The sequence below is a fragment of the Pararhodobacter sp. genome, from assembly GCF_036802785.1.
GTDB lineage: Bacteria > Pseudomonadota > Alphaproteobacteria > Rhodobacterales > Rhodobacteraceae > Pararhodobacter.
In genome coordinates, this window is record NZ_DAIRVN010000038.1 from 1 (window position 1) to 13,253 (window position 13,253).

Genomic DNA, 13,253 nt, shown 5'->3' on the forward strand with positions numbered 1-13,253 from the left:
GGGGCATCATGCAGGGTAACGGGCACATCACCGGGCACACCCGCCTCCAGCAGGGCCCCGAAGCCCGGCACGGTGATCACCGCCTCGGCGCCGGAGACCTGCATCTGGTGGCGCAGCTCATCAGGGCGCATATCGCCGTTGAGCGGCACAATCGCCGCACCGATCGCGTTCAGCGCCAGCCAGTGCAGCAGGAACTCCGGCCGGTTGAGAAGCAGAAGCGCCAGCCGTGACCCGGCACCATAGCCCGCCGCCACATAGGCAGTGCTCAATGCTGCAACCTGCGCTGCCGCCGCGCCATAGGTGATGGCGTAGCCCTCAGGCGCCCAGGGCAACGCCGCCGAGGCCGGTGCACGGGCAAACACAAGCTCAGGCCGCCGCGCTGCGGTGCGCGCAAAAGCGTCATGGGGTGATGCTGCCTGTGTCATCCGATCTGCCTCCGCAGCCGCTTACACAGAGAACGATACGGGCAGATCCACAATGTTTCCAATTCAAAACATTTGCAGGACTGATAGCAAACTGGTATCAAACTGCATGGAACTGAGACAAATCCACTATTTTGTCGCCATCGCCGAAGCCGAGCATTTCGGCCGCGCCGCCCTGCGCCTGCACATCGCCCAGCCCGCCCTCAGCCGCCAGATGAAACTGCTGGAGGCCGAGATGGGCGTGGCCCTGTTCGAGCGTTTGCCGCGTGGCGTGCGGCTGACCGAGGCGGGGCGCACATTTCTCAATGAAACTCGGGGGTTGCAGGTGCAGATCGCCCGCGCTGTCGAGGCCGCCAAGGCGGCGGCGGCGGGGCAGCACGGCGCGCTGCGGCTGGGCTTTATCGAGGCCGCGGCCTGGCAAGGGCTGGTGCCCGATGCGCTGCGCCATTTCCGCGCGCGCTTTCCGGGGGTGGAACTGTCGCTTTCCGCCATGCCCACCGCCGAGCAACTGGCGGCGCTGCGGCAGGGACAGCTGGATGCCGCGCTGATCTACAATGCGCTGCCCGCCGATGACCTGACCGCAGTGCCGTTGGTGCGTCACCCGGTGGTGCTGGCTGTGCCCGTGGAATCGCCACTGGCCGCGCGTGAAACGGTGTCGCTTGCCGATCTGGCCGGTCAGCCCCTGATCGGCTTTCAGCGCCGCGCCAGCCCCCGGTTCTTTGACGATGTCCATTCGCGTTACCGCGCCCTGGGCCTCACGCCGCGCTACATTGCCGAGTTGATGACCGAGACTGATATCCTTGCGCTGGTCAGCGCCGGTGCCGGGATCGCGCTGGCCAATTCATCGCAGATGTGGCGCCCGCCGCATGGGGTGCGTTTCATCAAGGTGCAGGACCTTTCGGTCAGCCTTGAACTGGCGCTGGTTCATGCCCGTGACAACCACGCGCCCACGCTCCAGCAATTCGCCGGTATCCTGCGCGCACTTGCGCCGCGTGACGGCAGGGCGTCTGAGGGGTGAGATATTTCAGGCTTGAAGCACCCGGCCCGCGCGCCTAGGCTTGCCCCGCAACAACGGAGCTGGCATGAGCGATACAATGCGCGCCGTCTGGTACGAAACCTATGGTGGCCCCGAAGTGCTGACCGCAGGCCGCCTGCCGCGCCCGCTGCCGGGGCCAGGGCAGGTGCTGGTCGCGCTGGCCGCCGCCGGGGTCGCGCCGTTGGACTGGAAGCTGCGCGCGGGCCTGCTGGCCGCGCATTTCACCCCCGCCTTTCCGAAAATTCCCGGCCGTGACGGCACCGGCACCGTGGTGGCTTGCGGGCCGGGGGTGACTGGCTTCGCACCGGGCGCCCGGGTCGCGGTGATGGCCCCGCCTGCCGGTTCAGCGGGCACCTGCGCAGAATTCATCGCCGTCGATGCAGCGCTTTGCGTGCCGCTGCCCGAGGGGGTTGACCTGATCGAGGGGGCGGCGCTGATCAATTCGGGCCTGTCGGCATGGATTGCGGCGGTGCGCACCGCGGGGGTGCGGGCGGGCCAGAGGGTGCTGGTGCAGGCCGGTGCGGGCGCTGTCGGCGGGCTTCTGGTGCAGCTTTGCGCGCATCTGGGCGCGGTGGTGAGCGCGACCTGCCACAGCCGCAATCTGGACTATGTGCGCAGCCTTGGCGCCGAGCGGGCGATTGCCTATGACCGCGCCTTTCCCACCGATCTTGCGCCGCAGGATATCGTCTTTGACCTGATGGGCGGCGCGGTGCATGACGCCTGCTACCCGCTGCTGGCACGCGGCGGCCACCTTGTCTGGCTGACCGCCGCGCCGATTACCGAGCGGGGTGATGCATTCGGCGTCAGGGTCAGCCGTGCCATGATCACCGATGATGCCGGTGCGGTGGCCGAAATACTGGCGCTTGCCGCGCGAGGCATCCTGCGCCCGCAGGTCGCCGGTATCCTGCCGCTGGACCAGACCGCACTGGCGCATGAACGCCTTGCCAGCGGGCAGATCTCGCGCGGGAGGATGCTGGTTACGCCCTGACGGCCTGCGGTGCGGCACCCGCCGCTCTCGCCTGTACCCGGCGGATAACAGCGCATGCGTCAGCCTGGCGCTTGCCTGAAGGCCCCCGCTTGTTGCACCTTTGTTAAGGAACCCGCGTCACACTGGGCTCCTGCAAAACCCGGGGGGTAAGCAAATGTCATCGAAATACCCACAACCTGACCGAAGCACGCGGCGCAACGATCCCGTTTCGCTGGCGCTCTTTTTATGCGCCTACAGCGCGCTTCTGGCCTTCATTCTGTTTTCCTGAGTACCACACCAGAACGTGGCGCAGCGCATCAGCCCTGCGCCACCCGGGCATTCTGAGGCGCGCCCTGATTGCCCGATGTCGCCGCGTTCAGCTCCTGCGACAGGCGCGCCGATTCGGCGGCCTTCGGGGTCGAGAAACGGGCGAGCAGCAGGTAGGCAACAGGCGTCAGATACAGGGTGGATACCGCCGCCAGCCCCAGACCGCCGACGATGATCCAGCCAAGCGCCTCGCGCGCTTCGGCCCCGGCACCAAAGGCCATGACCAGCGGCACGCCGCCCAAAACGGTCGATGTCATGGTCATCATCACCGGGCGCAGGCGGATGGTCGATGCCTCAAAAATCGCCTCGGCCACCGGCACACCCTTGTCGCGTAACTGATTGGCGAATTCGACAATCAGAATGCCGTTCTTGGCCATGATTCCCACCAGCATCACCAGCCCGATCTGCGAATAAACATTCAGGCTGCCCCCTGTCAGCAACAAAGCAAAGATCGCGCAGGCCAGCCCCAGCGGCACCGTGGCCATCACCACCACGGCCGAATTGAAGCTTTCGAACTGCGCCGAAAGCACCAGAAACACGATCACGATAGCAAAGCCGAAGGTGATCAGCAGACCCGACGAGGTTTCATCCAGCGTCGCGGCCTCGGCCAGCGGTATGATCCGCGTGCCCGCAGGGAAAAGCGCATCCGCCATTTCCTGCACCTGGGCATAGGCATCGCCAAGCGCCAGTTCCGGTGTCAGCCCTGCGGTAATCTCCACCGCGCGCATCTGCCCCTCGCGCGTCAGTTCAGGGGCCACCGCGCGCTCTTCCAGCGTGACGAAAGAGGCCAGCGGCAGGATCTGGCCGTTCGATGACTGAATGAATATCCGCTCCAGATCACCCGGGTCGCGGACCGGCGCCGAGGTGGTCAGCATCTGGATATCAAAGCTGCGGTCATCAATGAAGACCGTGCCGATGCTGCGCCCGTCGAGCACGGCCTGAAGCGCCTCGCCCAGACCGTCGATATTCACCCCGAGATCGGAGGCGCGGCGGCGGTCAACCTCGATGAAAAGCTGCGGCTGCGTGGTTTCATAGCTGAGCCGGACCTGACCGAATGCGGGGATATCCTGAAGCTGCTCAACCATCGTTTCAGCATATTCGGCCAGTTCATCATAGCTGCTGCCGACGACCGCGAAGCGCAGCCCCTGCCCCGCCCCGCGAATGCGCAGCGAATTGGGCTGAATGGCAAAGGCGCGCACCCCGACCACCTCGCTGATGGCGGTGTTGATGTCGGCGACGATCTCTTGCTGCGTGCGGCTGCGCTCTTCCCAGGGGGCGAGGGTCAGCACCATGAAGCCGGTATTTTCGCGCCCGCCACTGCCCGCGATGGAGAAGGAAAAGGTAACCTCTCCCACCTCGATGAACGGGGCGACCAGCGCCTCAAGCTCCAGCATCTTGCCATTGGTATAGTCCAGCGACACACCCTGCGGCGCGCTGACGCTGAGCAGCGCGACGGCGCGGTCTTCGGGCGGAACCAGTTCCTGACGGATCTGCCCGGCCACCAGAATGGCCGTGGCCCCGAACAGCACCGCTGCAACCACCACGGCCAGCGGGGCCGCCAGCGCCGCGCGCAGGCTGCCGCGGTAAAGCGCTGTCAGCCGGTTTCCCAGCCAGACCATCGGCCCCGTCGGGTCGGCTTTTGCCGGGCGCAGCAGGCGGCTGGCCAGCACCGGGCAAAGGGTCAGCGCCACGACCGACGACAGCAGCACCGCCATGGCCAGCGTGAAGCCGAATTCGCGGAACAGCCCGCCCGTCTGCCCCGGCAGGAACGACAGCGGAATGAACACGGCGGCCAGCGTGGCGGTGGTGGTGACCACGGCGAAGAACACCTCTTGCGTGCCCAGAACCGCCGCCGCGCGCGGCCCCATGCCCTGCGCGCGCCGTCGCACGATGTTTTCCAGCACCACGATGGCATCATCCACCACCATCCCCGTGGCCAGCACCAGCGCCAGCAGGGTCAGGATGTTAACGGAAAAGCCGACCAGATAGATCGCCGCGATCGTGCCGACCAACGCCACCGGCAGGGTCAGCGCCGGGATCAGCGTGGCGCGCACGTCACGCAGAAACAGATAGATGATCCCCACCACGATCAGAATCGCCATGCCCAGCGTCTTGATCACCTCGGTAATCGCGCCGCGCACGAAAGTGGCCTCGTCCGAGGTGATGAAGATGCTGACATCCTCAGGCAGGATCTGCTCAAGCTCGGCCACCACCGCGGTGACAGTGTTCGAGATATCGAGCGTGTTTGACGTGGCCTGCCGGATGATGCCGATACCGATGCCGTTGCGGCCATTGGCGCGCAGAATGCTTTCCCCCGGCGCGGGCCCCAGCGAGACCTGCGCCACGTCGCCCATCAGCGTATCGCCCCGCACCACCAGCGCCTCAAACGCCTCCGGCGTGGTGACCGAGGCGGTGGTGCGCACGAAGATGCTCTGACTGTCGTTTGAAAGCGCGCCCGCTGGCACGTCGAACGAGACATTGCGCAGCGTATTGCGCACATCGGCCAGTGACAGCCCCCGGCTGGCAAGCTGCATCATGTCAACATCGACACGGAACACCTGCTGACGGTTGCCGAAAATCTGAAGGTCAGCCACACCGGGGGCCGAGATCAGCCGGTCTTCGACCAGATCCTCCACCAGCCGCGTCAGTTCCTGCACCGAACGGGTGGAAGAGGTCACGCTGATGCGCATCACCGCGTCGGCATTGGCATCGGCCTTGACGATGCGCGGCTCATCCACGGTATCCGGCAGGTTGTTGCGGATGCGGCCGATGGCGTCGCGGATATCGGTTGCGGCGAGGTCAAGGTCCACCCCGTCGGCGAATTCAACCACCACCCGGCTGCGCCCGAAGCGCGAGGAGGAGGATATCGCCTTGACCCCGGCCACCCGGCCCACTGCGCCCTCGATGGCGCCGGTAATCTCACGGTCAATGGTTTCAGGCCCGGCGCCGCCGAAGGTGGTGGTCACGGTGACCACCGGGCGGTCAACATCGGGCAGCTCGCGCACCTCGACACCATAAAGCCCGGCAAGCCCGGCAATGACGATCAGCGCGCTGAGGACAAAGGCCAGAATTGGCCGGCGCACGAAAAGCGCCGTGCCCGAGCGCTGCGCCTCAAGCGCCGCCGGGTTGATATCGGGGGGGATGCCCGCACCGCCGCCGGGGCTGGTGTCAGGCGGCGTCGCGTGTGTGTCGGATTTCATGCTCATACCCCCGCCCGTCAGCTTTCTGACGGATCGGCCATTGTTCCGGCCCGCTCCGCCCCGTCGTCAGACATGCTCTGGGCGCGGTCCTGCACCTCGGAGCCCTCGCGCAGCGCCTGCACCCCCTCGCGCACCACCCGCTCGCCGGGTTGCAGCGCACCGCGGACCAGCACCGCGCCATCGCTGCGTTGCAGGATGCGTACCGGAACGCGCGTGGTGCGCCCCTCGCGCACGACCCAGACGAAAGACCCCTCGTTGCCCCACTGGATCGACAGCGGATCGACAGCGGGATACAGACTGCCCGGAAGCGTGATGGAAATGCTGAACGCCATGCCTGCGCGCAACGTGTCATCCGGATTGGCCACTTCGCCCAGCACACGCAGGCTGCGGCTGGTCTGGTCCACCCGGCTGTCAACCGCCCGGATACGCCCTTCCAGCGTGACATCCGGGCGCGCCAGCAGGCTCACACCCAGCGCATCGCCCGGGGCAATGCGGCCAACCAGACGCTCAGGCACGCTGAAATCGACAAGAATGATCGAGCGGTCGTCAATGCGGGCGATGGTAGTTCCAGGCCCGACCTGCGCGCCCACTTCGGGTTCGATAATGCCGATCCAGCCGGTGATCGGCGCCACGATCTCGCGCCGCGCAAGATCAAAATCGGCCTGACGCACGGTCAGTTCGGCGGTGCGCACGGCCAGCGATGCTTCGCGGATCTGCACTTCTGTCGCGGTCCCCGTGGCCTGAAGACGCCCCAGCCGCTCAGCCGTTGCGCGGGCCTCGTCCAGCATCAGCTCGGCGCGGTCACGGGCGATCTGCTCGGCGGCGCGGTCCAGGCTGGCGACAACCGTGCCCGCGCTGACCAGCTGCCCCGCCGAGACAAAAATCTCCGACACCCGGCCTGACACTTCGGGCACCAGCATCACCGAATGCAGGGCCTGCCCCGTGCCGATGGCCGCGACACGGTCGCTCATCTCACCCTCGCCGACCGGCGCGGTCAGCACCGGCACCGCGCCGCGCGCAGTCCCTCCGCCGGCAACGGGGCCATCAATCTGTGCGCCGCGCGCCAGCGGCACGCCCAGCCGGACCATAGGCTGCAATACCCCTGCGCGGTCAAGCAGCGCATGCGACGAGGGCAGCATCATCGCCCAGGCCACCGCTGCCACGATCAGAACCAGCGCAATCAGCGCCCCTTGTCCGATTATCCGAACGATCATTCGCATTCGTGCCATTCCCTGTCGCTGGCAACCCCGTCTGGCGCTTGCTGTGCTAACCTAGTGCAGCACCGGATAAAGGCGATATACCCCGCGCGTTTTCAAGCCCGGAAGGGGCCGGGCACGCTGAAATGCGGGCCACAATGCCCCGGAAGGCCCGGTCGCGGCGATCATGGACTGTCAGCGCTTGCTGGGCAAGCGCGCCCCGCACCAAGGCTGATAAACATTTCGCAAACCGTTGCCCGATGCACAGCATTCCATCGTATGCCGCCTGCCCCCTGTGCAGATAGCGGATCATCCGACAAGGCGGATGACGCGCAGAACCCGGTAGTCGCGGTCAGAGACCAGAACCAGATGGTTGCCGGTGCGCCCCCAGGTTGTGCCATAGGCCGGGCGCGGAAGATCGTAGCGCCAGAGGTCGCGCACCGGCGTGAACCGGGTGCCGCGCGGCAGGTTCTGACCGACGACCGGGGTGGCCTGCTGTTGGTAGCGCTGTTGCGGCGGGGGCGGTGCATAGCCCCGGTGATGGCGCGGCGGGGGCGCGCCCCATTGCGGGGCGGAAGACCAGCCCGGCGGGCCGTTGCGGTGGCCATGCATCGGCTGGGCCTGCGCGGCGCTCAACGTGGCGATCAGCGCAAGGCCCACGGCGGTGGGAAGGGTGATTTTCATGCGTTTCTCCTCGGGTCCGGGTGGATTGGCATGATGTTCCAACGGGCGCGCCGCGTGTTTCCGGCGCAAAGGCCGGTAAACAACCTGTTATGTCGCCCGTTGACCGGAAAGCCGCGCCTGCCCCGCCTCAGGCCTCAGGCCTCCGGCAACACCCCGCCCTCGGCAGCTTCCTCGGCGGCGGCCATCTCGCCCAGCCGTGACAACCCGGCCAGCACCGTCGCGCGCTCGCTGGCGGAAAGCGCGCGGAACCCGCCACTGATGCGCGCGCCCAGCGGGTCAGGCGCGGTCAGCAACGCCTCATGCCCGCGTTCGGTAATCAGGGCATGCACGATGCGCCGGTCTTTCCGGGAACGGTAGCGCTGGATCAGCCCCTTCGCCTCCAGCTTGTCGAGGATACCCACCACCGTGGGCGGGCTGATATCGGCGCGGGCAGAGAGGGCGCGGCTGGTAACCTCCCCCATTTCCCCCAGCGCGGTCAGTACAACGAGTTGCGGCAATGTCAGGCCAACCTCACGGTCAATGCGCCGCGACTGCACGTCAAGCGCCCGCGCCAGCCTGCGTATCTGTTTGAGAAGTATAAGATATTCGTCCGTCTGCTCCATTTTTGACCCCGAATGGTTGAAACTTAATGATTATTACACTAATTATTATTCGTCAAATCAAACCACAACGGAGGCACGTGACCGGCATGTGCGGTATCTGCGGAGAGATCCGGTTCAAGGGCGGGGCGATGGCCTCAGGGGCGGCGATTGAGCGGATGGCCGATGCCATGGCCCGGCGCGGGCCGGATGGCGGCGGAATTGTCCTGCGCGGGCGCGTGGGGTTCGGTCACCGGCGGCTGAAGATCATTGATCTGTCCGAGGCATCGGCCCAGCCCTTTGTCGATACCCATCTGGGCATGACCATCGCCTTCAACGGCTGTATCTACAACTACCCCGAACTGCGCACCGAGCTGGAGGGCAAGGGCCACCGGTTTGCCTCACGCGGGGATACCGAGGTGATCCTCAAGGCCTGGGCCGAATGGGGGCCGGAAGCGCCGAAGCGCTTTCACGGCATGTTCGCCTTCGCCCTTCATGAGCGTGACACGGGCCGTGTGACGCTGGTGCGCGACCGCTTCGGCATCAAACCGCTCTACTACAGCCAGACCGGCGACCGGCTGCGCTTTGCCTCGACCCTGCCCGCCCTTCTGGCGGCGGGCGATGTGGATACCAGCATCGACCGGGTGGCGCTGCATCACTACATGACATGGCATGCCGTGGTGCCCGCCCCGCGCACTATTCTGGCGGGCGTGCGCAAACTGCCCGCCGCCACGATCCGGGTGATCGAGCCCGATGGCACCAGCCGCGCCAGCCTGTTCTGGGAGCCAAGCTTTGAGCGCTCCGCCGAGGATGCCCGCCGCCCGATGGCCGAGTGGCAGGAAATGGTGCTGGACGGGCTGCGCACCGCCGTGCGCCGCCGGATGGTGGCCGATGTGCCGGTTGGGGTGCTGCTGTCAGGGGGCGTGGATTCGTCGCTGATTGTCGGCCTGCTGGCGGAACAGGGACAGAAGGGGCTGGCGACCTATTCCATCGGCTTTGAAGAGGCCAATGGCGAGAAGGGCGATGAATTTGTCTATTCCGACCTGATCGCCAGAGAATACGGCACCGACCACCACAAGATCTTCATTCCCTCCGATGAGATGCGGGTGAACCTGCCCGATGCCATCGCCGCCATGTCAGAGCCGATGGTAAGCTATGACAACATCGGCTTTTACCTGCTCTCGCGCGAAGTGTCGAAAACCATCAAGGTGGTGCAATCCGGGCAAGGGGCGGATGAGGTCTTTGGCGGCTATCACTGGTATCCGCCGATGCAGGATTCCAACGACCCCGTTGCAGCCTATATGGACACCTTCTTTGACCGCAGCCATGCCACGCTGGCGCAGCATCTGGCACCGGAATGGCTGGCCGACCGCGATGAATCGCGCGCCTTTGTCGAGGCCCATTTTGCCCGCCCCGGCGCCGATGACCCGGTGGACAAGGCCCTGCGCCTTGACACCAATGTGATGCTGGTCGATGACCCGGTGAAGCGCGTCGACAGCCAGACCATGGCCTGGGGGCTTGAGGCGCGGGTGCCGTTTCTGGACCATGAACTGGTGGAACTGGCGGGCCGCATTCCCGCGCGTCATAAGCTGGCGCAGGGCGGCAAGGGTGTGCTGAAGGAAGCGGCACGTCAGGTGCTGCCCGCCGCCGTGATTGACCGCAAGAAGGGCTATTTCCCGGTTCCGGCGCTGAAATATGTCGACGGCCCCTATCTGGAAATGTGCCGCGATGCCCTGACCTCGGACGCCGCGCGCGAACGCGGGCTGTTCCGGCCCGAATATCTTGACACGCTGTTTGCCGCCCCCTCGGAACATGTCACCCGCCTGCGGGGTTCTGAACTGTGGCAGGTGGCGCTGCTGGAGATGTGGCTTCAGGCGCAGGGCGCCTGAGAGAGTGGAGGGGTGGCCGATGGCCGAATCCGAGCAACCGAAGCGGCGCGCGGCGCAGGCACACCGGCTCAAACGGCTGCATAATGCCGCCGAGCAGCCGTCGCGGGGCGCAAAGGCCAATGCGGTGACGGATTGCGGCTGGGGGCGGCTGATCTTCGGGCATACGTTTGACAGCGCCGATGCGCTGGCCGAGGCTCTGCGCGCCGAGGGGCCGGAAGAGCGCGATATCGCGTTCTATGTGCGCGATCCGCATGTCCTGCTGGCCAACGCCCCGCAGGAGCTGTTCCTTGACCCGTCGCATACCTTCCGCCTGAACCTGTCGACCTACCGGGTGGCATCGCGGCGGCGCAAGGGGTTCCACATCCGCCGCCTGACCACGCGCGAGGATGCCGAGGCGGTGAATGCGATCTATGCCCAGCGCAAGATGGTCCCGGTTTCGCCAGATTTCTTCTGGACGGCGCGCGACGGGCGCACGCTGACAGTGCTTGTGGCCGAAGACGCTGAGAGCGGCGCGGTGCTGGGCTCGGTCATGGGCGTTGACCATGCGCGCGCCTTTGATGACCCTGAAAAGGGTTCCTCGCTCTGGTGTCTTGCCGTGTCACCGCAGGCCCCGCATGCCGGGCTGGGGGAATCGCTGGTGCGCCGTCTGGCGGAGCATTTCAAGGCGCGCGGGGCGGCGTTCATGGATCTGTCGGTGCTGCATGACAATGATCAGGCGATCGCGCTTTATGAAAAGCTGGGCTTCCGCCGTGTGCCGGTCTTTGCGGTGAAACGGCGCAACGTGATCAACGAGCGGCTTTATTCCGGGCCGGACCCGGCAGAGGGGCTGAACCCCTATGCCCGCCTCATCGTCGATGAGGCCCGCCGCCGGGGTATCCATGTTGAGGTGACCGATGCCGAGGGCGGCTTCTTCCGGCTGACACATGGCGGACGCAGCCTGCGCTGCCGCGAGGCGCTGTCAGACCTGACCTCGGCCGTGGCGCTGTCGCTTTGCGATGACAAACGCGCCACCCGCCGCGTGGTGGCACAGGCCGGGGTGCGTCTGCCTGAACAGCTGGACGAGGACAGCGCGGCAGCCCGCGCGGCCTTTCTGGAACGCCATGGCATGCTGGTGGTCAAACCCGCGCGCGGCGAACAGGGGCGCGGCGTGGCCGTGGGACTGACCACCCCGGAAGCGGTCGAAGCGGCGGTTGAGATCGCGCGCGCGCTGTGCCCGGATGTGGTGGTGGAGGAATGTTTCACCGGGCAGGATCTGCGGCTTCTGATGATCGATTACAAGCTGGTCGCCGCCGCCATCCGCCGCCCTGCCCGGGTGGTGGGCGATGGCAGTGCCACGGTGCGCGCGCTGATCGAAACCCAGAGCCGCCGCCGCGCGGCCGCCACCGATGGCGAAAGCCGCATTCCGCTGGATGCGGAAACCGAGCGCTGTGTGGCCGAAGCGGGCTTCGGCCTTGACGATATTCCGCCCGAGGGCTGCGAGATCACGGTGCGCAAGGCCGCCAATCTGCACACCGGCGGCACCATCCATGATGTGACCGCGCAGGTTCACCCTGAGCTGGTAAGCGCGGCGATCAATGCCGCCCGCGCCATCGAAATTCCGGTCACCGGCATTGACCTGATGGTCAAGGCCCATGACCGGCCCGACTATGTCTTCATCGAGGCCAATGAACGCCCCGGGCTGGCCAATCATGAACCCCAACCCACCGCAGAGCGCTTCATTGATCTGCTGTTTCCGCTTACGGTGCCGCAGGCGGTGCGCAAGAAGGAACGCAACACCCGATGACCAACGCCCCCCTGCCCCGGATACCGCAGATCGACGACGCCTGGATGAAAGAGCAGCTGGCCGCCCTTCTCGCCATCGCCAGCCCCACCGGCTACACCGATACCGTGGTGCGCCATGTCTGCGGTGTGCTGGAGTCGCTGGGCGTGGCGTTTGACCTTACGCGGCGCGGCGCGATCCGGGCCTGCATCAAGGGCGAGGATTCCGCCGGGGCGCGGGCCATCGTCTCGCATCTGGATACGCTGGGCGCACAGGTGCGCGCGCTCAAGCCCAATGGCCGGGTATCGCTGGCGCCCATCGGCACATGGTCCGCGCGTTTTGCCGAAGGCGCGCGGGCGACGCTGTTCACCGATCATGGCAGCTATCGCGGCACCATCCTGCCGCTCAAGGCCTCAGGCCATACCTATAATGACGAGATCGACACCCAGCCGGTGGGCTGGGACCATGTGGAGCTGCGCATCGACGCGCAGGCCTTTTCACTGGGCGATCTGCAGGCGCTGGGGGTCGAGGTGGGCGATATCGTCGCCATTGACCCGCATCCGGAGTTTCTGGACTCGGGCTTCATCGTCTCGCGGCATCTGGACAACAAGGCAGGTGTGGCGGTGATGCTGGCCGCGATCAGGGCGCTGGCGGAAACCGCACAGCGCCCGCCGGTCGATACCTTCTGGCTGTTCACCGTGGCCGAGGAGGTCGGGCATGGCGCGGCGTCCATCCTCTTGCCCGATATCGCCTCTATGGTGGCGGTGGACAACGGGACCACCGCGCCGGGGCAGAATTCATCCGAATTCGGCGTGACCATTGCCATGGCCGACCAGACCGGGCCGTTCGATTACCACCTGACCCGCAAGCTGGCCGCCCTGTGCAAGGCCTGTGACATACCGATGCAGAAGGATGTCTTTCGCCACTACCGTTCCGACAGCGCCTCGGCGATCGAGGCGGGGGCGGATGTGCGCACCGCGCTGGTGACCTTCGGGGTGGATGCCTCGCATGGGTATGAGCGCATCCATACCCATGCGTTGACCTCGCTTGCCGCGCTGCTGAGCGCCTATGCGCTCAGCCCCGTCGAAATCCAGCGTGACCGGCAGGCTGTTGCCGGGCTGTCAGGCTTCACCCGCCAGCCGGTGGCGCCCGTCGATATCGAGCCGGTAACGCCCCCGGACGATGCAAGCTGAGG

Annotated in this window: 10 protein-coding genes; 5 read left to right on the forward strand and 5 right to left on the reverse strand. The window is 66.2% G+C overall.

All coding sequences use genetic code 11. The annotated features are described in order from the left end of the window. Positions 1-425, reverse strand: a 425-nt coding sequence (locus V7Q53_RS13460) for an AMP-binding protein (RefSeq protein WP_333829111.1), incomplete at its 3' end; no start/stop codon positions are given. Between the two features lie 106 nt (positions 426-531). On the opposite strand from V7Q53_RS13460, the gene V7Q53_RS13465 reads away from it, so the two are divergent. Further along, on the forward strand, positions 532-1,440 hold the full coding sequence (locus V7Q53_RS13465) for a LysR family transcriptional regulator (protein WP_333829112.1): 909 nt from the start codon (positions 532-534) through the stop codon (positions 1,438-1,440). A 64-nt stretch (positions 1,441-1,504) separates the two neighbouring features. Then, positions 1,505-2,446, forward strand: a complete 942-nt coding sequence (locus tag V7Q53_RS13470) for an NADP-dependent oxidoreductase (RefSeq protein ID WP_333829113.1) — start codon at positions 1,505-1,507, stop codon at positions 2,444-2,446. A 296-nt stretch (positions 2,447-2,742) separates the two neighbouring features. Here V7Q53_RS13470 and V7Q53_RS13475 read toward each other — a convergent pair whose 3' ends face one another. The 4 genes from V7Q53_RS13475 to V7Q53_RS13490 form a co-directional block, all read right to left on the reverse strand. After that, positions 2,743-5,952 carry an efflux RND transporter permease subunit gene (locus V7Q53_RS13475; RefSeq protein ID WP_333829114.1) on the reverse strand — a complete coding sequence of 1,070 codons (3,210 nt, stop codon included), beginning with the start codon at positions 5,950-5,952 and terminating at the stop codon, positions 2,743-2,745. Between the two features lie 17 nt (positions 5,953-5,969). Beyond that, positions 5,970-7,172, reverse strand: a complete 1,203-nt coding sequence (locus V7Q53_RS13480) for an efflux RND transporter periplasmic adaptor subunit (RefSeq protein WP_333829115.1) — start codon at positions 7,170-7,172, stop codon at positions 5,970-5,972. A gap of 285 nt (positions 7,173-7,457) precedes the next feature. Continuing rightward, positions 7,458-7,832 carry an RcnB family protein gene (locus V7Q53_RS13485; protein ID WP_333829116.1) on the reverse strand — a complete coding sequence of 125 codons (375 nt, stop codon included), beginning with the start codon at positions 7,830-7,832 and terminating at the stop codon, positions 7,458-7,460. 134 nt (positions 7,833-7,966) lie between these two features. Then, entirely contained in the window at positions 7,967-8,434 is a 468-nt protein-coding gene (locus V7Q53_RS13490) for a MarR family winged helix-turn-helix transcriptional regulator (RefSeq protein ID WP_333829117.1), read from the reverse strand. Between the two features lie 86 nt (positions 8,435-8,520). Between V7Q53_RS13490 and V7Q53_RS13495 the strand changes: the two genes are divergently transcribed. From V7Q53_RS13495 to V7Q53_RS13505, 3 genes are read left to right on the forward strand one after another with little or no spacing between them, the layout of a single operon-like run. Beyond that, complete coding sequence (locus V7Q53_RS13495) at positions 8,521-10,299, forward strand: N-acetylglutaminylglutamine amidotransferase (protein WP_333829118.1); 1,779 nt, start codon at positions 8,521-8,523, stop codon at positions 10,297-10,299. 19 nt (positions 10,300-10,318) lie between these two features. Then, the gene (ngg, locus tag V7Q53_RS13500) at positions 10,319-12,082 is read left to right on the forward strand and encodes an N-acetylglutaminylglutamine synthetase (protein ID WP_333829119.1); all 1,764 of its coding nucleotides are present in this window, start codon (positions 10,319-10,321) and stop codon (positions 12,080-12,082) included. Beyond that, entirely contained in the window at positions 12,079-13,251 is a 1,173-nt protein-coding gene (locus tag V7Q53_RS13505; protein ID WP_333829120.1) for an osmoprotectant NAGGN system M42 family peptidase, read from the forward strand. The genes ngg and V7Q53_RS13505 overlap by 4 nt, the downstream gene beginning before the upstream one ends. The last annotated feature ends 2 nt before the right edge of the window (positions 13,252-13,253 follow it).

Bases quoted from the DNA above. Each gene is read 5' to 3' on its own strand.
- V7Q53_RS13465 (WP_333829112.1), top strand. From the start codon at position 532: ATGGAACTGAGACAAATCCACTATTTTGTCGCCATCGCCGAAGCCGAG.
- V7Q53_RS13470 (WP_333829113.1), top strand. From the start codon at position 1,505: ATGAGCGATACAATGCGCGCCGTCTGGTACGAAACCTATGGTGGCCCC.
- V7Q53_RS13475 (WP_333829114.1), bottom strand. From the start codon at position 5,952: ATGAAATCCGACACACACGCGACGCCGCCTGACACCAGCCCCGGCGGC.
- V7Q53_RS13480 (WP_333829115.1), bottom strand. From the start codon at position 7,172: ATGCGAATGATCGTTCGGATAATCGGACAAGGGGCGCTGATTGCGCTG.
- V7Q53_RS13485 (WP_333829116.1), bottom strand. From the start codon at position 7,832: ATGAAAATCACCCTTCCCACCGCCGTGGGCCTTGCGCTGATCGCCACG.
- V7Q53_RS13490 (WP_333829117.1), bottom strand. From the start codon at position 8,434: ATGGAGCAGACGGACGAATATCTTATACTTCTCAAACAGATACGCAGG.
- V7Q53_RS13495 (WP_333829118.1), top strand. From the start codon at position 8,521: ATGTGCGGTATCTGCGGAGAGATCCGGTTCAAGGGCGGGGCGATGGCC.
- ngg (WP_333829119.1), top strand. From the start codon at position 10,319: ATGGCCGAATCCGAGCAACCGAAGCGGCGCGCGGCGCAGGCACACCGG.
- V7Q53_RS13505 (WP_333829120.1), top strand. From the start codon at position 12,079: ATGACCAACGCCCCCCTGCCCCGGATACCGCAGATCGACGACGCCTGG.